Source organism: Paragemmobacter amnigenus, from assembly GCF_009908265.2.
In the GTDB taxonomy this organism is placed as follows: domain Bacteria; phylum Pseudomonadota; class Alphaproteobacteria; order Rhodobacterales; family Rhodobacteraceae; genus Paragemmobacter; species Paragemmobacter amnigenus.
Genome location: NZ_JAAATX020000006.1, coordinates 1 through 19,232, shown reverse-complemented (window position 1 = coordinate 19,232; position 19,232 = coordinate 1). Strand labels below are relative to the sequence as shown.

The following is a 19,232-nucleotide window of genomic DNA, read 5'->3' as shown; positions in this document are numbered from 1 at the left end:
GCGGGGGCGAGGGGAAGCCTATCTACAGCCGAAAGTCCGGTATGCCGTCATAGACCGGAACAAGGGAACCAATCGCCATGGCTGGATCGAAGCTCGACCCCATCGACCGACATATCCTTGCGGAATTGCAGGCCGACGGGCGGATGACGAATGTGGAACTGGCCAGCCGTGTGGGGATTTCCGCGCCGCCCTGCCTGCGCCGCGTGCGGACATTGGAGGAGGCGGGGTATATCAAGGGCTATCACGCCGATATCGACGCACGCGAGCTGGGCTTCGAGGTGCAGGTCTTTGCCATGGTGCGCTTGCAGTCGCAGGCCGAGGCGGATCTTGCGACCTTCGAAGAGCGGTGCCGCAACTGGCCGCTGGTCCGCGAGTGCCACATGCTGAACGGCGAGATCGATTTCATCCTGAAATGCGTGGCCCCAGACCTGTCCACCTTCCAGAGCTTTCTGACGGGCGAGTTGCTGAAGGCCGAGAATGTGGCGACGGTCAAGACCTCGCTGGTGATCCGATGTGCCAAGGATCAGCCCGGCGTGCCTTTCGACGTGCTGGAGGCGCGGTTGGCGCGGACGGCCTGACGTCCCACGGTTGGAAATGGCGAAGGCCGGGCGCGGGGCCCGGCCTTTTTCGTTTCGGGCCGACGGATCAGCGCGCGGCCATGGCGCGCGGTTTCAGCGGGGCGGGGGTGGCCTTCACCGCTTCGGGGCGGCGGCGGCTGCCGCGCTGCCACGGCAGGGCGGGGGTGGGGTCGAGGCTGGCGGCGAGAACCGATTTGAGCCAGCGGCGTTCCTTTTTCATCATCCGTCTCCGTCTTGCGATGTCTTGGGCGCTGCGTCCCTGTTGAGGACAATCTGACGCCGGTTTGCGGCAGTGTTTTGGCCGCCCGCGTGGAAAATGCGGGCCGGATCGGGGCGGTCTGGCGGGGATTGTGGCGGCGTTGCCCGAAAGGATAACGGGGTCTAAGTGTCTGGAATCTCAGGGGTGTTTCCGTGGGCGTGACAATGGCGCGGGATTGTTTCGGGAAATGCGACAATCCCGTGGCGGCCCCGTGCCGGATTGTCGCCGCAATCAGAGGCGGATGACGCTGATCAGGCGGCCATAATCGGCCTCGGCCGCGTGGGTGGTGCGGCGGTAGGAGAAGAACCGCTCCGAATCGCGATAGGTGCAGTGGCGGGTCCATTCGGCATGGCCCACGCCCGCCGCGCGCAGGCGCGACAGACCGAAGGCTGGCAGGTCGAAGAGATAGCGCCCGTTCTGGCCCGCGATGAAGAAGCGGGCATTGTCGCGGTCGTCATCGGTGAAATTCTCGAAGAATTCGGGGCCGACCTCGTAGGCGGATTGGCTGATGGTGGGGCCGATGACGGCGGTGATGTTGTCGCGGCGGGCGCCGAGGGCGACCATGGCGTCCACGGTCGCCTCGAGCACGCCGTCGCGGGTGCCGCGCCATCCGGCATGGGCCGCGCCGATGATGCGCGCCTGAGCGTCATGGAACAGGACGGGCTGGCAATCGGCGGTCAGCACGCCCAGTGCAAGGCCGGGTGTCGCGGTGACCATGGCGTCGGCGCGGGGTTTGTCGGCAAGCGGCGCGGTGACGTGGATCACGTCGGGAGAGTGGATCTGGTGGACCGACAGCAGGTGGTCGGGGGCGACGCCCATCGCCTCGGCCACCCTTGCGCGGTTGATCGCCACCACCTCGGCCTGATCCGAGGATCCCGGGCCGCAGTTCAGCCCCGCGAAGATGCCCGAGGAGGCCCCGCCCTTGCGGGTGAAGAAGCCGTGGCGGGCGGCGAGCGCGTCGGAGGTGATCTTTTCAAGCATCTTGGGCGTCGAATCCGGGCGGGGGCGGCAGGTGGGGCGGGTGGATCGCCAGCGCCTTGAACAGCGAACCCATTTCCTGCGGGTCGGTCAAGCGGTGATGCGCGGCGAGGTGGGATTGCAGGGCGTCGCCGGTCAGGGATTGAGCAAGGCGGGCGGCGCGGGCGTCGATGCCGAGGCGTCTGAGGAGGTCGCCTTGGGCGATCAGGCGGCTGGCCTTGGCCGGGGTGGCGGCGGCGGCAAGGGCGCCGAAATCGACATGGGCGGTCAGGTCGGCATTGCCGGGATGGGCCAGGGGGTCGGTGAAGCGGTGGTTTTCAAGGGCCTGGAAGGTATCCCCGAGGGAGCGCGCATCGCCGTAGTCGATCAGGATGGCCGCGCCGCCATGGGTGGCGATGAGGTGGCCGAGGCGGGCCATGACGGGTGCGGCGGCGGGGCAGGTTTCGATGATGTCGCCGTCGCGTGTGTCGGTCAGGCGGTGGGTGAGTGCCGCGATGGGGGCGGGGGGCGTGCGGCCGAGGGTGAGGTGGTCGTCGGTCAGGCCCACCACGGTTTCGGCCCAGCCGCCCCCCTGACGGGTGAATTGGCGGATCGGGAGGGCGTCGAAGAATTCGTTGGCAATCAGGAAGATGGGGGCTTCGGGCAGGGATTCCACCGTGTCGGCCCATGTGACGGGGTGGGGGCCGAGCGTGGTGCGCTGGATCCGGCGGAGGGTGGGAGACGCCTCGACCAGCGTGACAGTGGCAGCGGCGTGGAAGCCCGGCACGGCGCGGGTGGCGCGCAGGATGTCGGCCATCAGCGTGCCGCGACCGGGGCCGAGTTCGGCAAGGGTGAAGGGGGCGGGCGAGCCTTGGTCGAGCCATGTCTGGGCAAGACAGAGGCCCATGAGCTCGCCGAACATCTGGCTGATTTCCGGCGCGGTGGTGAAATCGCCTTGTGCGCCAAAGGGATCGCGGGTGGCGTAATAGCCGTGGGTCGGGTGGAGCAGGCAGTCGGCCATGTAATCGGCAAGGGTCATCGGACCCGTGGCCCGGATGCGCGCCTTCAGGATTTCGGCCAGTTCCGTCATGCGGGGGCGGTCTGGCGGCGGGCGCGGGTGATGAACCACAGGCCCGCGAGGATCATGGGCAGCGACAGGATCTGGCCCATGGTCAGGCCATAGCCCGCGACGTGGACGGCAAGGCCGAGCGGGTTGCCTTCGGTCACGAATTGCGCGTCGGGTTGGCGGACGAATTCCACCGCGAAACGGGCGGCGCCGTAGCCTGCGAAGAACAGGCCCGCGATGCGGCCGGGGGTGGAAAGCCAACCTTTCCGGTAGGTTACGTAAAGGAGGGCTGCGAAGAGGAGGGCGCCTTCGAGGGCGGCTTCGTAGAGTTGCGAGGGGTGGCGGGCGCAGAGGCCCACCACGCCGGGGCAGGTCTGGGCGGCCTCGCCCGGGAAGATCACGCCCCAGGGCAGGGTGGTGGGGCGGCCCCAGAGTTCGGCGTTGATGAAATTGGCAAGGCGGCCCAGACCGATGCCGATGGGGGCGACGATGGCCATGAGGTCGGCCAGCGGCAGCATCGGGATGCGGTTGAGGCGGCAGAAGGCGATGCCCGCCACCACGACGCCGAGGAAGCCGCCGTGGAAGGACATGCCGCCTTCCCAGACGCGCAGGATGTGGCCCGGGTTCTGCATGTAGTAGGCGGGTTGGTAGAAGACCACGAACCCTAGCCTGCCGCCGAGGACGACGCCGAGGATGACCCATGTCAGCAGGCTTTCCACCTGTGCCGGTGTCATGGGCGCGCCTGCGGGCCAGAGGCGGGGGGTGGAGACGAGGCGGGCGATGAGTTTCCAGCCCGCGACGAGGCCCACGATATAGGCCAGCGCGTACCAGCGCAGCGCGAAGGAGAAGCCGCCGAGGTCGATCCGGAAGATCTCGGGCGAGATGTCGGGGAAGGGGATCATGGCTGCTCCTGCGGGCGGGTTGTGGGGGGTTTTCCGGCGCGGGGGGCGGGATGTCAACCTGCGGTCGGGGCGTGGTGGGCGGCGGCGCGTTAACGGGGCGGGATGCGCGGGGTTTTCAAGGGGTTGGGCGAAAAGGTCTGTGCCGGAGCCTGTGCCGAAACCTGTACCGCAAAGTGTTCATACAAATTTGGAGAGGGCAGGGTGGCGGATCGTGGTTAAGGGTGCGTGGGTGCACAGGGTTGCGCGGGGGGATTGGCGTCGCTGCGGGGGGCCGTCTGCCCCCCGCACCCCCCGAGAGTATTTTTGCCGAGATGAAGGAGGGGGTGAGGAGTGCCGCGTCAGGGGCGCCATCCCGACTTGCGCCGAGATGAAGCAGGCGGGGAGGGTTGAGAGTTGCGGCGCGGGGGGCCATATAGGGGGCTGGATGCAAGGAGGCCGGATCATGCAGACGCGCAGCAAGTTCTTCGACGACATGTCGCAGCTGATGACCAATGCCATGGGCGTGGCGCAGGGCGCCAAGACCGAGGCCGAGACGGCGATGAAGGGCTTTATCGACCGCTGGATGGCCGACCGCGATTTCGTCACGCGCGAGGAGTTCGATGCCGCCCGCGCCATGGCCGTGAAGGCCCGCGAGGAGAACGCGGCGCTGGAGGCGCGGCTGGCGGTGCTGGAGGCCAAGCTGGCCGAGGCGGCGCCGAAGGCTGTGAAGAAGAAGGCGGAGTGAGTACCCTTTGCGGGTAACGGGATGAGGGGCGGCCTGCGGGCCGCCTTTTTGGTTTTTCAGGGTGACAAGCGGTGTCGGATGGCGCGCGTCGGCCCTGTTTCTTCGCGCGCCTGAACGGTTGGGATTGAAGACCCGATGCACAACGGCAGGGTTTCGCCCGTGGCCCCAAGCCACGGGTGGCGGCCGCCCCGCCCCCCCCGGCGTGACGGCCGCCACCCTAGCGTTGCGCCTTCTGAAGCGGTCCGCTGTGGATCGTTTGTCCACAGAAGATTTGCCCAGAATTCGCTTTACAGACTTCCCGACCTGCGACACCATATCTAGTATGGCCTTTGTCAGGCGAACGCAGAGGCTTGCCGGACGCCCAGCCCCTAGTGGAAACGCTTTCGCTGGTGGCTTCATATAAGGCTTGGGTCATGTCGATTGCTGAAGACTTCCTCTCTACCGACGATCTTCACCCGATCGACATCGTGGAAACGCTGGCCGCGCATCACGATTGGGAATTCGACCGTGTCACCGACGACCAGATCGCCATGGCAGTCGAGGGGCAGTGGCGGACCTACAGCCTGACCCTTGCCTGGTCGGCGCAGGATGAGACGCTGCGGCTGATCTGCACCTTTGAAATGGAGCCGCCGGAGGCGCGGATGGGGGCGCTTTACGATGTGCTCAACCGTTGCAACGACATGGTCTGGACCGGTGCCTTCACCTATTGGGAAGAGCAGAAGCTGATGGTCTGGCGCTATGGTCTGCTGCTGGCGGGGGGGCAATGCGCCAATGCCGACCAGATCGACCGGCTGATCGGCAGTGCGGTGGGCGCGGCGGAGCGGTTCTATCCGGCGTTCCAGCTGGTGGCATGGGGGGACCGTGCCCCCGCCGATGCGATGCAGGTCGCCATTGCCGAGGCCTACGGGCGCGCCTAACCTGCCCCCTGTTTGACAACGGGGGACGCGGATGGCGTTGGAGCGTGTGGCCCAAGACGGGCTGGTTCTTCTGGGATGCGGGAAGATGGGATCGGCGCTGCTGGCCGGATGGCTGGCGGCGGGGGTGCCTGCGCGGTCGGTCTGGGTGATCGAGCCGAACCCTTCGGAGTGGTTGCAGGCGTCGGGGGTGCATCTGAACGAGGGGGTGCCTGCGGCGCCTGCCGTCGCGCTTCTGGCGGTGAAGCCGCAGATGATGGGGGCGGCGCTGCCTGCGCTGCAGGCCTTGGGCAATGGCGCGACGCTGTTCGTGTCGATCGCGGCGGGGACGACGATTGCGGCCTTCGAGGCGGCATTGGGGGCGCGGACGCCCATCGTGCGGACGATGCCCAACACGCCTGCGATGGTGAACCGTGGCATTACCGCCTTGTGCCGGAATTCGCATGTGTCGGATGCGGATATGGGGCTGGCCGTGGCGCTGATGGCGGCGGTGGGCGAGACGGTGCTGCTGGAGGGCGAGCATCAGATTGACGCCGTGACGGCGGTGTCGGGGTCGGGGCCGGCCTATGTGTTCCATCTGATCGAGGCGATGGCGGCGGCGGGCGAGGCGGAGGGGCTGTCGCCCGAGGTGGCGATGAAGCTGGCGCGGGCGACGGTGAGCGGGGCGGGAGAGCTGGCGCACCGGTCGGGGGAGAGCGTGGCGCAGTTGAGGGTCAATGTGACCTCGCCCGGGGGGACGACGGCGGCGGCGCTGGCGGTTCTGATGCCGGAATTGCCGGGGTTGATGGGCCGTGCCGTGAAGGCGGCGGCGGATCGCGGGCGGGAGTTGGGGAAGTGATTTCGTACGAGGATTTCCAGAAGGTCGATATCCGCGTGGGCCGGATCGTGCGGGCGGAGCCGTATCCGGAGGCGCGCAAGCCCGCGATCAAGCTGTGGGTCGATTTCGGGGGGGAGATCGGGGAAAAGCGGTCTTCGGCCCAGATCACGAAGCACTACACGCCGGAGGGGCTTGTGGGGCGGCAGGTGCTTGGGGTGGTGAATTTCCCGCCGCGGCAGATCGGGAAGTTCGTGTCCGAGGTGCTGGTGCTGGGCCTGCCGGATGAGACGGGCGAGGTGGTGCTGATCGGACCGGGGCATGAGGTGCCCTTGGGCGGGAGGATGTTCTGATGCGGGTTCTGGTCACGCGGCGGATGCCGGAGCGGGTGATGGCGGCGCTGCGCGCGCGGGTCGAGGTGATGGCGCGCGAGGCGGAGTCGCGGGTGCTGTCGGGCGAGGAGTTGCGGGCGGCGCTGCGGGACTATGACGCGGTGATGCCGACGCTGGGGGACCGGTTCTCGGCGGAGGTGTTCGCGGATGTGGCGGCGCCGCGCTGCCGGCTTCTGGCGAATTTCGGGGTGGGGTTCAACCATATCGACGTGGAGGCGGCGAAGGCTGCGGGGGTGGCGGTGACGAACACGCCCGGTGCGGTGACGGATGCGACGGCGGATATCGCGATGTCGCTGATCCTGATGACGGCGCGGCGGCTGGGCGAGGGGGAGCGCATCCTTCGGGCGGGCAAGTGGATCGGCTGGGGGCCGACGCAGATGCTGGGCACCCATGTCAGCGGCAAGACGGTGGGGATCATCGGGATGGGGCGGATCGGCAAGGCGATTGCGCGGCGCTGTCACCACGGGTTCGGGATGGGGGTGGTGTTCCATAACCGGTCGGTGGTGGAGGATGCGGGGGTTCCCGCGCGGCAGGTGTCGATGGCCGAGGCGATGGGGCAGGATTTCGTGGTGGTGGCGGTGCCGGGGGGGAAGGCCACGCATCACCTGATCGGGGCAGAGGCGTTTGGAGCGATGAAGCGGACGGGGATCTTCGTCAACATCGCGCGCGGGGATGTGGTGGATGAGGGGGCGCTGGTCGCGGCCTTGGCCGGGGGGCGGATCGCGGGGGCGGGGCTGGATGTCTATGAGTTCGAGCCGGAGGTGCCTGCGGCGTTGATGGGGATGGAGAATGTGACGCTCCTGCCGCATCTGGGGACGGCGGCGCTGGAGGTGCGGGAAAATATGGGGATGATGGCGGTCGACAACCTGATCGCGCATCTGGAGGGGCGGGAGTTGCCCAATCGGGTGAATTGACGGGGCGGGGCGATTTCTGCACGCAGAAATCGCGGCGGAAATTGCACGCAATTTCCGGCTGACCTGTCGGGTGGTGTGACGGGGCGGAAACTGCACGCGATTGCCGGGGAAGTTGGTGGGGGCGGAGGTGCGTAGGGATCTGGCGGGCGAGGTGAGGGGGCGGAAATTGCGAGCAATTTCCGGCGCGGAATTTGCGTTCAAATTCCGCTTGCGGGGGCGGTGGTGATCCTCTCGCGCGGGCGGGGTTACGTCTTTGTCCATATCCCCAAGACGGGGGGAACGGCGCTGGCGCTGGCGCTGGAGGCGCGGGCGATGCGGGATGATATCCTGATCGGGGACACGCCCAAGGCGCGGGCGCGGCGGGGGCGGCTGGCGGGGCTGACGCCGCGGGGGCGGTTGTGGAAACATTCGACGCTGGCCGATCTCGACGGGGTTCTGGGCGCGGAGGAGTTGGCGGGGATGTTCACCGTCACGCTGGTGCGCAATCCGTGGGACCGGATGGTCAGCTATTACCACTGGCTGCGGGGGCAGTCCTTCGACCATCCGGCGGTGGGGCTGGCGAAGGCGCTGGAGTTTTCGCCCTTTGTGAACCATCCCGACACGCGGGCGGCTTTCGCGGCATGGCCCTATGCCGCCTATATGCGCGATGCGGGCGGGGTGGAGCGGGCCACGCTTTATGCGCGGCTGGAGGCGGTGGAAGAGGATCTGGCCCCGTTCGAGGCGCATCTGGGGTTCCGTGTCACGCCATTTCCGCGGGCCAATGACAGCGCGCGGGCGCGGGACTGGCGGGGCTATTACACGGATGCGGATGCCGCGCTGGTGGCGGGGCTCTGCGCGGCGGATATTGCGCGGTTCGGATACGGGTTCGATCCGGCCTGATTGTGCCGGATCGTGACACAATCTTTCCGCGACATGCCCGCCTTTTGCCCGATGGCGGACAAATCACGCAGGCAAAAGGTCAGGCAGGAATGCTGATCCGGAGTGCGGGACGTGTCGGTCATGGGCGTGCAGGGGGAAGAGACGGCGGTGCCCGTTCTGGTGGACGGCTTGCCCGCAAGCCTGCGTCTGGCCACGCAGGATGGCTGGGTCGAGGCGGGCGATCTGGAAGCGGGTGATCCGGTGCTGACCTTTGAACAGGGTGAGCGGGTGGTGCGACAGGTGTTCCGGTCGGCGCAGGCACCGCGCCTGCCGCAGACCTTCTGGCCGGTCTGCCTGCCCGAGGGGGCGTTCGACAATGACCATCCCGTGGAATTGCTGCCCGCGCAGATGGTGATGCTGGAGAGCGATCTGGCGGAGGACGTCTTTGGCGAGCCTTTCGTCATGGTGCCGGCGGTGGCGCTGTGCGGCTGGAACGGGATCGTGCGGAGCGCCCCGCGCGAGGTGGAGATCGTGCATCTGCAATTCGACAGGCCGCAGGTGGTCTTTGCGGGGCGGAGCTTGCTGCTGGGCTGTGGCGGGACCGGGGCGCTGGCCGCAAATGCCTTTGCCGCGCCGGGGATGATGACGCTGAACGTGGCTGCGGCCCGCCAACTGGTGGCGGGCCTGATCCGCGAGGGCGAGAGGGCGCGGCTTTACGCGCCCGCTCAGGCGGCCTTGGCGGCGGAGAAGCGGCTGTAGAAGCCGTCGCCTTTCGCCGCCATGTCGCGCAGGAGCGCGGGGGCGGTGAAGCGGGGCCCGAAGGTGGCGGTCAGGCGGTCGCAGATCTCGACGGCGCGGGGGGCGCCGATGATGTCGAGCCACGAGAAGGGCCCGCCCGACCACGGCGCGAATCCCCAGCCGAGGATGGCGCCCACGTCGCCTTCGCGGATGTCGGTCAGGACGCCCTGTTCGAGGGCGCGGACGGCCTCGAGGGTTTGGGCCATCAGAAGGCGGTGCTGGACGGTCGTGAGGTCGGGTTGTTCTGCGACCACGGGGTATTGGGTGGCGAGGCCGTCCCAGAGCCCCTCGCGTTTGCCCGCCGCGTCATAGGCGTAGAAGCCCGCGTTGGATTTCTTGCCCAGACGGCCCTGATCGGCCATCCGGAAGAGGACGTCATCCACCGCGCCATCGGGATAGGCGTCGCCCATGGCGGTGCGGGTGGCCTTGGCGATCTTTACCCCGAGGTCGATGGAGGTTTCATCGACCAGTTGCAGGGGGCCCAGCGGCATCCCCACCAGTTTGGCGGCGTTTTCCACCAGCGCGGGTTCCACGCCTTCGGCGACCATGCGGATGCCTTCGTTGATATAGGGGATGATGCAGCGGTTGGCGTAGAAGAAGCGGGCGTCGTTCACCACGATCGGGGTTTTCCTGATCTGGCGGACGTAGTCCAGCGCCTTGGCGACGGCGGTGTCCGAGGTGTCCTTGCCGCGGATGATTTCCACGAGGTTCATCTTGTCCACGGGCGAGAAGAAGTGGATGCCGATGAAGTTGGCGGGCCGCGCGCTGGCCTTGGACAGCGAGGTGATGGGAAGGGTGGAGGTATTGGTGGCGAAGATCGTCGCCGCGCCGGTGGCGGCGTCGACCTTGGCGGTGACGTCGGCCTTGACCTTCGGGTCTTCGAAGACGGCCTCGACGATCAGGTCGCAGCCGGACAGGGCGGCGTAGTCGGTGGTGGCGGTGATGCGTGACAGGGTTTCTTCCTTGCGCTCTGCCGTGACCTTGCCGCGCTTCATGCCTTTGTCGAGGAGGTCGGCGGAATGGGATTTGCCCCTGTCCGCCGCCTCTTGCGTGGAGTCGATCAGAACCACGTCGATGCCTGCGTTCGCACTGACATAGGCGATGCCCGCGCCCATCATGCCCGCGCCAATGACGCCGAGTTTGCGGACGGTCTGATCGGCCACCTTGGGGCGGTTCGCGCCTTTTTCCAGCGCCTCCTTGTTGATGAAGAGCGAGCGGATCATGGCGCTGGAGGACGGGTTCATCAGGACGGAGGTGAACCAGCGCGCCTCGATCTTGAGCGCGGTGTCGAAGGGGACGAGGGCGCCTTCATAGGCGGCAGAGAGCAGGGCCTTGGCGGCGGGGTAGACGCCCATCGTCTTGCCCATGATCATGGCGGAGGCGCCGACGAAGGTCATGAAGCCCGCGGGGTGGTAAGGGGCGCCGCCGGGCATCTTGTAGCCCTTGTCGTCCCAGGGTTTGACGAGGTCGGCGTCTTTGGCCGTGAGGACCCATTCCTTCGCGCGGGTGAGCAGGTCTTCGGGGGCCACGACTTCGTCGATCAGGCCCGCCGCCTTGGCGGATTTCGGGTCGGAGAGTTTGCCTTCGAGCAGGAAGGGCGCGGCCATCATCGCGCCCAGTTTGCGGACGAGGCGGGTGGTGCCGCCCGCGCCGGGGAAGATGCCCACCATGATTTCGGGCAGGCCGATCTTGGCCTTCGGGTTATCCGCCGCGATGATGCGGTGGCAGGCGAGGGGGAGTTCGTAGCCGATGCCGAGCGCCGTGCCGGGGAGGGCCGCGACGATGGGCTTTCCCCCCTTCTTCGTCTTGGGGTCCATGCCGGCGCGTTCGATCTTGCGCAGGACGGCGTGCATCTGCATGACGCCGTTGAAGATGGCTTCGGCGCCACCCGCGCGCATCCGGGCGATGACGTTCAGGTCCATGCCGCCGGCAAAGTCCTTCTTGGCGGAAGTGAGGATGACGCCTTTTACGGCGGCGTCTGACAGTGCGCGGTCGATCAGGCTGTCCAGCAGGGCGAAGCCGTCGGTGGACATGACATTCATGGACTTCGCCTTGACGTCCCAGGTGATGGTGGCGACGCCGTCGGCGTCGAGCGCATAGGTGAAGTCGGTCATTTCGCGTCTCCGTAAGGGGTGCCGTCGCGGTGCAGGTAGCGGCGCGCGGGGCCGTCCTTTTCCGTGATCAGGTCGTGGTCGGTGTAATGGATGCGGTCCGTCTGGCGGCGGGTGCCGATGACGAGATAGCGGGCAGCTTCCGCGCTGCGGTTGTCGAGGCGGTGGCCGATGGGGTGGCCTGCGGGCCATGCGGCGACGTCGCCTGCCTGCATGGGGGTTTCGGTGTCTTCGACGAGGGTGAGGGTGCCGGACAGGAGGATCACCATTTCGTCTTCGTTTTCATGCCAGTGATGGTGACCAGAGCGGCTGCCCGGGGGGAGTTCTTCGAGGAAGGCACCGAATTGCGTCAGGCCGCCGGGGTCGGAGAGGAGCTGGTAGCTGTAGGGACCGGGGCCGGGGCCGAGGATGGGGTGGGTCGGGTTGTCGGTGGCCCATGCGGGCGGAGTGAGTTTGCGACCCCCACCCCGACCCTCCCCCGCGGGCGGGGGAGGGAGAGTGTCGCGGTCGTCGGCGACGAAGGGCGTGCCGTCCTTGCGGGTGAAGGTGGCGGTTTTCCCGTCGATCGTGACCATCAGGTCCACGTCGGAATAGGTGGCGACCTCGCGCGCGGCTTTCGTTCCGATGACGAGGAAGCGCGCGGGTCGGTCGGTCCGGTTGAGGAAATGGTGCCCGTCCGCGCGGCCCGCCGGAAAGGCGGCGCAGTCGCCGGGGTGCATCTCTTCCTCGCCCGCGTCGGTGACCATGGTGCAGGTGCCTTCCAGCACCATGACGAATTCATCCTCTTGCGCGTGCCAGTGGCGCAGCGACGACATCGCGCCGGGGTCCAGCGTCACGAGGTTGACGCCGAAATGGGTAAGGCCCCCCGCCTCGCCCAGCCGCAGGGAGGACCGGCCCGCCATCATCGCCGCATAGGGCGCGGGGTAGATGGAGCCGGTCTTGACCGGGACGGAGGCGAGGTCGAGCTTCGGCATCACACCCTCTCGATGATGGTGGCGGCACCCATGCCGGAGGCGATGCAGAGCGTGGCGAGGCCGGTGGATTTGCCGGTGCGTTCCAGTTCGTCCAGCAGTGTGCCGATGATGATGGCCCCCGTCGCGCCCAAGGGGTGGCCCATGGCGATGGAGCCGCCGTTGGGGTTGACCTTGGCGGGGTCCACGTCGAAGGCCTGCATGAAGCGCAGCACGACCGAGGCGAAGGCTTCGTTCACCTCGAAGAGGTCGATGTCAGCGATGCCCATGCCGCTGTCGCGGAGGATTTTCTCGGTCACCGGGACGGGGCCGGTGAGCATGATGGTCGGGTCGGTGCCGATCTTGGCCGTGGCGCGGATGCGGGCGCGGGGTTTGAGGCCGTGGGCGCGGCCGAAGTCGGCGTTGCCGATGAGGATGGCGGCGGCCCCGTCCACGATGCCCGAGGAGTTGCCGGCATGGTGGATATGGTCGATCCGTTCCAGATGGGGGTATTTCATCAGCGCCAGCTTGTCGAAGCCGGGCATCCCTTCGCCCATGTCCTTGAAGCTGGGTTTCAGCGCGCCGAGCGCCTGCATGTCGGTTCCCGGGCGCATGTATTCGTCATGGGCGAGGATGGTCAGGCCGTTCTGGTCCTTGACCGGGACAATGGATTTGGCGAAGCGGCCTGCGGCCCATGCCTCGGCCGCGCGGCGCTGGGATTCCACGGCGAGCGCGTCGGCCTGATCGCGGGTGAAGCCGTATTCGGTGGCGATGATGTCGGCGCTGATGCCTTGCGGGACGAAATAGGTCTTCATGGCGAGCGAGGGGTCCACCGCGATGGCGGCGCCGTCGCTGCCCATCGCCACACGCCCCATCATTTCCACCCCGCCCGCGATATAGGCCGCGCCCGCGCCGCCCTTCACCTGATTGGCGGCGAGGTTCACGGCTTCCATTCCGCTGGCGCAGAAGCGGTTGATGGCAAGGCCGGGGATGGATTGGTCGAGGCCGGAGGCAAGGACGGCAGAGCGGGCGAGGCAGCCGCCCTGTTCGCCCACCTGTGTGACGTTGCCCCAGATGACGTCTTCGACCGCGTGGCCGGTCAGCCCGTTCCGTTCCGCCAGCGCGTCGAGGATGCGGGCGGAGAGGGTGACGGAGGTCACCTCGTGCAGGGCGCCGTCGGGGCGGCCCTTGCCGCGCGGGGTGCGGATGGCGTCGTAGATATAGGCGTCGGTCATCGTCGTCTCCTTCATGCCCGTTGCGAGGGGTTGCCGGGCATCATGTCGTAGGGGTGTTTCCAGCCGGGCAGCGCGGAGATGCCGTCCAGCCAGCGGTCCATGTGGGGCCAGTCGGCGCGGGAAAAGCCGAAGGGTTCGGGGTAATAGAGGTAGGAGGCGCAGGACAGGTCCGCGATGGTGGGGGCGTCGCCCACGATCCATTGGCGGGTGGAGAGGTGGTCGTTCAGCACGGTGTAGGCGGATTTCAGGCGGGCCTGCAGGAAGGGTATGACGCCTTCGGGGCGTTTGGTTTCGGGGATGAAGTTGGACAGGAAGCGGGTCGTGCCCACCTGCGTGGACAGTTTGTGGTTGTCCCAGAAGAGCCAGCGCAGCACCTCGCGCCGTTCCGCCGCCGAGCGCCCGCCGAGTTGGCCGGTTTTCGAGGAGATGTAGTCGAGGATCACGCCGGATTGGGTGAGGATGGTGTCGCCATCCTCCATCACCGGCACCTCGCCCATCGGATTGAGCGCGCGGAAGGCGGGGGTGCGGGTTTCGCCGCTGAAGAAATCAACGAAGACGGGCTGCCAGTCCTGCCCCGTCAGGGTCAGGGCAAGGGCGCATTTGTAGGCGTTGCCGCTTTCGCCGAAGCAGTGGAGCTTCATTCCCATCCGTTCCTCCCTGTGCCCGCCACCCGGGGGCTTCACCCCCGGACCCCGAGGGTATTTTTTCCGAGATGAAGAAACGGTTTCTTCATCTTTTCTTCCCAGTCTTGCCCCTGCGGTACAGGCTGGGGAGCCGATGGCCGCCCGAGGTGAAGCGCTGCGTCCTGCCCCGAAGGTTAACCAGACCCTAGGCTCGGGGCGCAGCGTGCGCCCTGGTTTTCATCTCGGTCCAAATACCCAAATCTTCCCTGTCCACCCGCGTCACCGCTTGCGGTCTTCGAGTTCGGAATTGAACAGGCGCAGGCGGTGGGTGAGGGTGTCCTTGTCCGTCACGCTGTCGAAATTCTCGAACAGGAAGGAGAGCGCCTCGCCTTCGTCGAGGCCCGCCTCGGTCGCGAAGCGTTTGAGCTTGCGGTAGCCGTCTTCCGTCATGGCGACGGGGAAGCGGCGGGTGAGGCGGAAGCGTTTGGGCATGGCGGTCTCCTGTCTGTTCGGCCCAGCCTAGAACGCCTCTGCCTTCAGGGCCATCACCGGTTCCGCGCCGGATTCGATGCGGGCGAGGTGCATCGCGCAGGCGGGGAGCTGGCGGGCCATGTAGTAGCGGCCGGTGGCGATCTTCGATTCGTAGAAGTCGCGGTCGGGGGCACCCGCGTCGAGGGCGGCATAGGCGGCCTTGGCCATGCGCGCCCACATCAGGCCGAGGCAGACATGGCCCATCAGGTGCATGAAGTCGTAGCTGCCCGACAGTGCGGCGTTGGGGGTCTTCATGCCGTTCTGCATGAAATACATGGCCGCGCCCTGCAGGGATTTGGAGGCGTTTTTCAGGGGGTCGAGGAAGCCCGCCTTCAGGCGTTCGTCGCCTTCGTTTTCCTTGAGGAAGGTTTTGACGAGGTCGAAGAAGGCCATGACGTGCTTGCCGCCGTCGGCGGCCAGTTTGCGCGCCACGAGGTCCAGCGCCTGGATGCCGTTGGCGCCTTCGTAGATCATGGCGATGCGGGCGTCGCGGGCGAATTGGGACATGCCCCATTCTTCGATATAGCCATGCCCGCCATAGACCTGTTGCGCGGCCACGGCCATGTCGAAGCCGCGGTCGGTCTGGAAGCCCTTGATGACGGGGGTGAGCAGCGAGATGAGCCCTTCGGCAGAGGCGTCGCCCGTACGGTGGGCGCGGTCGATCAGCGAGGCACCCCAGAAGGTGAAGGCGCGGGCGCCTTCGACGAAGGATTTCTGGTCCATCAGGTTGCGACGGATGTCGGGGTGGACGATCAGCGGATCGGCGGGGCCGTCGGGGTTCTTGACCCCCGTCACGTCGCGGCCCTGCAGGCGGTCCTTGGCGTAGGCGAGCGCGTTCTGATAGGCGGCCTCGGCCACGGCATAGCCCTGCACGCCGACGCCGATGCGGGCTTCGTTCATCATGGTGAACATGGCGCGCATGCCCTTGTGCAACTCGCCCAGCAGATACCCCGTCGCGCCGTCATAGTTCATCACGCAGGTGGCGTTGCCGTGGATGCCCATCTTGTGTTCGATCTTGCCGACCGAGAGGGCGTTGCGGTTGCCCAGGGTGCCGTCGGGGTTCACGAGGAATTTGGGCACGATGAAGAGGGAGATGCCCTTGGTGCCTTCGCCGCCGCCCGGGGCCTTGGCCAGCACGAGGTGGATGATGTTTTCCGCCATGTCGTGTTCGCCGGCGGAGATGAAGATCTTTTGCCCCGTGATGCGGTAGCTGCCGTCGGGTTGCGGTTCGGCCTTCGTCCGCATGAGGCCGAGGTCGGTGCCGCAATGCGGTTCGGTCAGGTTCATGGTGCCCGTCCATTGGCAGGACACCATGCGGGGCAGGAAGGTCGCCTTCTGGTCCGGCGTGCCATGGGCGTGGATGGCGGAATAGGCACCGTGGGTCAGGCCCTGATACATGTTCAGCGCCATGTTGGCCGAGACGAGGATTTCGCCCACGGCGGTGCCCATGAGGTAGGGCAGACCCTGACCGCCATAGTCGGGGTCGCAGTCGAGCGCGGTCCAGCCGCCGTCGCGGAGCCGGTCGAAGGCGGACTTGAAGCCGGTGGGGGTGCGGACGATGCCGTTTTCGAGGGTGCAGCCTTCGCGGTCGCCCACAGGGTTGAGCGGGGCGAGGACGTCGGTCGCCAGTTTGCCCGCCTCTTCCAGCACGGCGGCGGTGAAGGCGGCGTCGAGATCGGCATAGCCGGGAATGTCGGAGGCGGTGACGTTCAGCAGGTCATGCAGGACGAATTGCATGTCCTTTACGGGGGCGGTGTAGCTGGGCATCCTGTCGTCTCCTTATTCGGCGGCCTTGCGGAAGGCGGAAAGCACACTTTCCCCCCAGGCGATCTGGTCCTTGAGGTCTGCAATCGCCTCGTCCAGTTCGGCGCGCTGGCGTTCCATCTGCGCGAGGCGGTCGCGGGCGAGGTCATAGGTGCGGCGCAGTTGCGCCTCTTGCTGGCCGCCGTCGCGGTCGTACATGTCGAGAAGCTGGCGGATATCCTCGAGCGAGAAGCCGAAGCGTTTGCCGCGCAGGATGAGTTTGAGCCGCGCGCGGTCGCGGTAGGTGTAGAAGCGGGCCGTGCCCCGGCGGAGGGGGGAGAGGAGTTCCTTCGCCTCGTAGAAGCGCAGGGTGCGGGGGGTGACGTCGAAGGCGTCACACATCTGGCGGATGGTCAGGTGGTCGTCTCTGTTGGTCGTGTCGGCGGTCATGTCGGTGCCTGTCCGGTGGTCGGCGGGATGGCCGGAATCTGGTGCGTTGCGGGCAGGTTAGCAGACAAGTTGACGCGAAGGTAAACGTAACGTGGCGTCACGGCGGCGGGTGACGCGGGGTCGGGCGGGGGATGCAGCGCCGCGCGCGGGGGCGGGCCCTGCAGGGGGCTTGAGGGGGTCAGAATACGTCGAGGAAGTAGAGGATGATGATGATGGGGATCGGGATGCCGATCAGCCAGGCGAGGATGCCGCGCATGGGTGTCTCCTTTGACGTTGGGGCCAAGGGGAACGGGCGGGGCGGGGACGGGTTCCGGCGGGGCGGGCATTGATGCGCAAAGGAAAAGGCCCCGCCACGGGGGCGGGGCCTTTCGGGATGCGTGTGTCGTCGCGTCAGAGGTCGAAGCTGCCGCTGCTGAAGGAGGTGCCGTTGACGATGAACCAGAGTTCGGCCGTCGACGTGTTGCCGTCCGTGTCGGCATAGAAGGTCGACGACGTGCCGTCGGCATTGTTGGCATACCACAGGCCGTTGGCCGTGGCGGTGGTGCCGCCCCAGTTGAAGGCCTGATCCGCAGCCACAGCGCCGTTGGCATCGATACTCGTCAGCACGATCTTGTCCGGGTCCGCGGCATTGAAGTCGGTGATGGTGTCGCCGCTGTCGTTGAGAGAGATGAAGATGAAGCGGTCTGCGCCCGTGCCGCCGGTTACGGAGTCGGCACCGAAACCTCCGGTAAGGGCATCGCTTCCGTCGTTTCCGTTCATGGTGTCGTTGCCGGAGCCGCCGAACAGCTGGTCATTCTCCGAGCCGCCGTTCAGTACGTCATTGCCGGTCGAACCGTACAGGCGGTCGTTACCACCGTCGCCGTTCAGCACGTCGTTTCCGTTGCGGCCGTAGATGTCATCATTGCCCGCGCCACCGCTGATCGTGCCGTCGGTGTTGTTCGCGTCACGAAGGTTGTCGTTACCGGCGGTCGCAGTCGTGTTGGGTCCGCCTGTTCCACTGATATCGTTCACGTCGGTCTGCCCGTTGGCAGCGGTCGTTCCACTTACAGCCGCCGTCGTCGTGGGCGTCGTCACCGGCTCTGCCGCGCCGTTCACCGTCACGTTGATGTCGAAGGTGGTCCCGTCGGTGGAAGTGACCTTCAGCGTCTCGGTCTTCACGTCCGATGCGGTGAGGGCCTGCGTCGCCGCGAGGCTGTTGTTCAGGGTGTAGGTCCAGCCCTTCGTCGCGGCATCGAAGGTGAACGTGCCATAGGTGCCGTTCAGCGACGAGGTCGACGCGAAACCAGCCTGGCCCGCATCGGCATCGGTGATGGACAGCGTGCCCGACACCTTGTTCGTCGCCGCATCCTCGGTCACCGAGGCGGTGGTGTTGGAGTTGGTGATCACGGGCGCGTCGTTGGTGCCGGTGACGGTGACGGTGATGGTCTGCGTGTCTGTGCCGTCGAGCGATGTGACGGTGAGGGTGACGTCCTTGGAGTCATCCGCCCCCAGCGACTGCGCGGCGGCGTTGTCGATGGTGAAGGTCCACGCGCCGGTTCCGGCGTCGAAGGTGAAGCTGCCGTAGTCGGTGTCCAGATCGGCGGCGGCCGGCTCCTGGAAGCCCGCCTCGCCGTCGTCGGCATCCGCGACCGAGAGGGTGCCGGAGACGGAGGCGGTGCCGTCTTCGGTCACCGAGCCCGCATCGTTGCCCGAGATCGTGGCGAGGTCGTTCACGCCGTTCACGGTGACGGTGATGGTCTGCGTCGCGGTGCCGTCGAGCGATGTGACGGTGAGGGTGACGTCCTCGCTGTCGCCGGCGCCGAGGAGCTGTGCATTGTCGTTGTCGATGGCGAAGGTCCACTCGCCGGTTTCGGTGTTGAAGGTGAAGGTGCCGTAGTCGGTGACCAGATCGGCGGCGGCCGGCTCCTGGAAGCCAGCCTCGCCGGTGTCGGCGTCGCTGACCGAGAGGGTGCCGGAGACGGAGGCGGTGCCGGTGTCATCCTCGGTCACTTCGCCCGCATCGTTGCCCGAGATCGTGGCGAGGTCGTTCACGCCGTTCACGGTGACGGTGATGGTCTGCGTCGCGGTGCCGTCGAGCGATGTGACGGTGAGGGTGACGTCCTCGCTGTCGCCGTCGCCGAGGGACTGGGCCGCCTCGTTATCGATTTTGAAGGTCCACGCGCCGGTGGTGGTGTTGAAGGTGAAGGTGCCGTAGTCGGTGACCAGATCGGCGGCGGCCGGCTCCTGGAAGCCAGCCTCGCCGGTGTCGGCGTCGCTGACCAAGAGGGTGCCGGAGACGGAGGCGGCGCCGGTGTCATCCTCGGTCACTTCGCCCGCATCGTTGCCCGAGATCGTGGCGAGGTCGTTCACGCCGTTCACGGTGACGGTGATGGTCTGCGTCGCGGTGCCGTCGAGCGATGTGACGGTGAGGGTG

20 protein-coding genes are annotated in these 19,232 nt (G+C 67.0%); 8 read left to right on the top strand and 12 right to left on the bottom strand.

Annotated features, from left to right (window positions below):
* Window positions 1–77 precede the first annotated feature (77 nt).
* Entirely contained in the window at window positions 78–578 is a 501-nt protein-coding gene (locus tag GU927_RS09370; protein ID WP_161762188.1) for an Lrp/AsnC family transcriptional regulator, read from the top strand.
* Window positions 579–645: 67 nt separating this feature from the next.
* On the opposite strand, the gene GU927_RS09365 is transcribed toward GU927_RS09370, so the two are convergent.
* From GU927_RS09365 to lgt, 4 genes are all read right to left on the bottom strand, one after another.
* Complete coding sequence (locus tag GU927_RS09365) at window positions 646–798, bottom strand: hypothetical protein (protein ID WP_161762187.1); 153 nt, start codon at window positions 796–798, stop codon at window positions 646–648.
* Window positions 799–1,068: 270 nt separating this feature from the next.
* A complete protein-coding gene (gene pgeF / locus GU927_RS09360) occupies window positions 1,069–1,818 on the bottom strand; it encodes a peptidoglycan editing factor PgeF (protein ID WP_161762186.1) in 750 nt (249 codons plus the stop codon).
* Complete coding sequence (locus GU927_RS09355) at window positions 1,811–2,884, bottom strand: class I SAM-dependent methyltransferase (RefSeq protein WP_161762185.1); 1,074 nt, start codon at window positions 2,882–2,884, stop codon at window positions 1,811–1,813. The genes pgeF and GU927_RS09355 overlap by 8 nt, the downstream gene beginning before the upstream one ends.
* Window positions 2,881–3,762: a prolipoprotein diacylglyceryl transferase gene (gene lgt / locus GU927_RS09350; RefSeq protein WP_161762184.1), complete on the bottom strand. Its 882-nt coding sequence runs from the start codon at window positions 3,760–3,762 to the stop codon at window positions 2,881–2,883. The genes GU927_RS09355 and lgt overlap by 4 nt, the downstream gene beginning before the upstream one ends.
* 442 nt (window positions 3,763–4,204) lie before the next feature.
* Between lgt and GU927_RS09345 the strand changes: the two genes are divergently transcribed.
* The 7 genes from GU927_RS09345 to GU927_RS09315 all read left to right on the top strand — a co-directional run bounded on the left by GU927_RS09345 (window position 4,205) and on the right by GU927_RS09315 (window position 9,137).
* Window positions 4,205–4,486 (top strand): accessory factor UbiK family protein, encoded by a 282-nt coding sequence (locus tag GU927_RS09345; RefSeq protein WP_161762183.1) that lies wholly within the window; start codon window positions 4,205–4,207, stop codon window positions 4,484–4,486.
* 413 nt (window positions 4,487–4,899) lie between these two features.
* Window positions 4,900–5,403 (top strand): type III secretion system chaperone family protein, encoded by a 504-nt coding sequence (locus GU927_RS09340; protein ID WP_161762182.1) that lies wholly within the window; start codon window positions 4,900–4,902, stop codon window positions 5,401–5,403.
* 31 nt (window positions 5,404–5,434) lie between these two features.
* Window positions 5,435–6,238: a pyrroline-5-carboxylate reductase gene (gene proC / locus GU927_RS09335; protein ID WP_161762181.1), complete on the top strand. Its 804-nt coding sequence runs from the start codon at window positions 5,435–5,437 to the stop codon at window positions 6,236–6,238.
* On the top strand, window positions 6,235–6,567 hold the full coding sequence (locus GU927_RS09330; RefSeq protein WP_161762180.1) for a tRNA-binding protein: 333 nt from the start codon (window positions 6,235–6,237) through the stop codon (window positions 6,565–6,567). Before proC ends, GU927_RS09330 begins: the two co-directional genes overlap by 4 nt.
* On the top strand, window positions 6,567–7,520 hold the full coding sequence (locus tag GU927_RS09325) for a 2-hydroxyacid dehydrogenase (protein WP_161762179.1): 954 nt from the start codon (window positions 6,567–6,569) through the stop codon (window positions 7,518–7,520). Before GU927_RS09330 ends, GU927_RS09325 begins: the two co-directional genes overlap by 1 nt.
* A 222-nt stretch (window positions 7,521–7,742) precedes the next feature.
* Window positions 7,743–8,399 (top strand): sulfotransferase family 2 domain-containing protein, encoded by a 657-nt coding sequence (locus tag GU927_RS09320; RefSeq protein ID WP_161762178.1) that lies wholly within the window; start codon window positions 7,743–7,745, stop codon window positions 8,397–8,399.
* Window positions 8,400–8,501: 102 nt separating this feature from the next.
* The gene (locus GU927_RS09315; protein ID WP_161762177.1) at window positions 8,502–9,137 is read left to right on the top strand and encodes a Hint domain-containing protein; all 636 of its coding nucleotides are present in this window, start codon (window positions 8,502–8,504) and stop codon (window positions 9,135–9,137) included.
* Here GU927_RS09315 and GU927_RS09310 read toward each other — a convergent pair.
* The 8 genes from GU927_RS09310 to GU927_RS09270 form a co-directional block, all read right to left on the bottom strand.
* Complete coding sequence (locus tag GU927_RS09310; RefSeq protein WP_161762176.1) at window positions 9,104–11,290, bottom strand: 3-hydroxyacyl-CoA dehydrogenase NAD-binding domain-containing protein; 2,187 nt, start codon at window positions 11,288–11,290, stop codon at window positions 9,104–9,106. The genes GU927_RS09315 and GU927_RS09310 overlap by 34 nt on opposite strands.
* Entirely contained in the window at window positions 11,287–12,261 is a 975-nt protein-coding gene (locus GU927_RS20625) for a cupin domain-containing protein (protein WP_332838499.1), read from the bottom strand. The genes GU927_RS09310 and GU927_RS20625 overlap by 4 nt, the downstream gene beginning before the upstream one ends.
* Entirely contained in the window at window positions 12,261–13,472 is a 1,212-nt protein-coding gene (locus GU927_RS09295) for an acetyl-CoA C-acetyltransferase (protein ID WP_161762175.1), read from the bottom strand. Before GU927_RS09295 ends, GU927_RS20625 begins: the two co-directional genes overlap by 1 nt.
* A gap of 11 nt (window positions 13,473–13,483) precedes the next feature.
* Window positions 13,484–14,119 (bottom strand): glutathione S-transferase family protein, encoded by a 636-nt coding sequence (locus GU927_RS09290; RefSeq protein ID WP_161762174.1) that lies wholly within the window; start codon window positions 14,117–14,119, stop codon window positions 13,484–13,486.
* 255 nt (window positions 14,120–14,374) lie between these two features.
* The gene (locus tag GU927_RS09285; RefSeq protein WP_161762173.1) at window positions 14,375–14,587 is read right to left on the bottom strand and encodes a hypothetical protein; all 213 of its coding nucleotides are present in this window, start codon (window positions 14,585–14,587) and stop codon (window positions 14,375–14,377) included.
* Window positions 14,588–14,614: 27 nt separating this feature from the next.
* Window positions 14,615–16,393 carry an acyl-CoA dehydrogenase C-terminal domain-containing protein gene (locus tag GU927_RS09280; protein WP_161762172.1) on the bottom strand — a complete coding sequence of 593 codons (1,779 nt, stop codon included), beginning with the start codon at window positions 16,391–16,393 and terminating at the stop codon, window positions 14,615–14,617.
* Window positions 16,394–16,405: 12 nt separating this feature from the next.
* The gene (locus GU927_RS09275) at window positions 16,406–16,819 is read right to left on the bottom strand and encodes a MerR family transcriptional regulator (RefSeq protein WP_161762171.1); all 414 of its coding nucleotides are present in this window, start codon (window positions 16,817–16,819) and stop codon (window positions 16,406–16,408) included.
* A 390-nt stretch (window positions 16,820–17,209) separates the two neighbouring features.
* Window positions 17,210–19,232: VCBS domain-containing protein (locus tag GU927_RS09270; protein ID WP_217765580.1), on the bottom strand; the 2,023-nt coding region annotated here is incomplete at its 5' end.

Bases quoted from the DNA above. Each gene is read 5' to 3' on its own strand.
- GU927_RS09370 (WP_161762188.1), top strand. From the start codon at position 78: ATGGCTGGATCGAAGCTCGACCCCATCGACCGACATATCCTTGCGGAA.
- GU927_RS09365 (WP_161762187.1), bottom strand. From the start codon at position 798: ATGAAAAAGGAACGCCGCTGGCTCAAATCGGTTCTCGCCGCCAGCCTC.
- pgeF (WP_161762186.1), bottom strand. From the start codon at position 1,818: ATGCTTGAAAAGATCACCTCCGACGCGCTCGCCGCCCGCCACGGCTTC.
- GU927_RS09355 (WP_161762185.1), bottom strand. From the start codon at position 2,884: ATGACGGAACTGGCCGAAATCCTGAAGGCGCGCATCCGGGCCACGGGT.
- lgt (WP_161762184.1), bottom strand. From the start codon at position 3,762: ATGATCCCCTTCCCCGACATCTCGCCCGAGATCTTCCGGATCGACCTC.
- GU927_RS09345 (WP_161762183.1), top strand. From the start codon at position 4,205: ATGCAGACGCGCAGCAAGTTCTTCGACGACATGTCGCAGCTGATGACC.
- GU927_RS09340 (WP_161762182.1), top strand. From the start codon at position 4,900: ATGTCGATTGCTGAAGACTTCCTCTCTACCGACGATCTTCACCCGATC.
- proC (WP_161762181.1), top strand. From the start codon at position 5,435: ATGGCGTTGGAGCGTGTGGCCCAAGACGGGCTGGTTCTTCTGGGATGC.
- GU927_RS09325 (WP_161762179.1), top strand. From the start codon at position 6,567: ATGCGGGTTCTGGTCACGCGGCGGATGCCGGAGCGGGTGATGGCGGCG.
- GU927_RS09310 (WP_161762176.1), bottom strand. From the start codon at position 11,290: ATGACCGACTTCACCTATGCGCTCGACGCCGACGGCGTCGCCACCATC.
- GU927_RS20625 (WP_332838499.1), bottom strand. From the start codon at position 12,261: ATGCCGAAGCTCGACCTCGCCTCCGTCCCGGTCAAGACCGGCTCCATC.
- GU927_RS09295 (WP_161762175.1), bottom strand. From the start codon at position 13,472: ATGACCGACGCCTATATCTACGACGCCATCCGCACCCCGCGCGGCAAG.
- GU927_RS09290 (WP_161762174.1), bottom strand. From the start codon at position 14,119: ATGGGAATGAAGCTCCACTGCTTCGGCGAAAGCGGCAACGCCTACAAA.
- GU927_RS09285 (WP_161762173.1), bottom strand. From the start codon at position 14,587: ATGCCCAAACGCTTCCGCCTCACCCGCCGCTTCCCCGTCGCCATGACG.
- GU927_RS09280 (WP_161762172.1), bottom strand. From the start codon at position 16,393: ATGCCCAGCTACACCGCCCCCGTAAAGGACATGCAATTCGTCCTGCAT.
- GU927_RS09275 (WP_161762171.1), bottom strand. From the start codon at position 16,819: ATGACCGCCGACACGACCAACAGAGACGACCACCTGACCATCCGCCAG.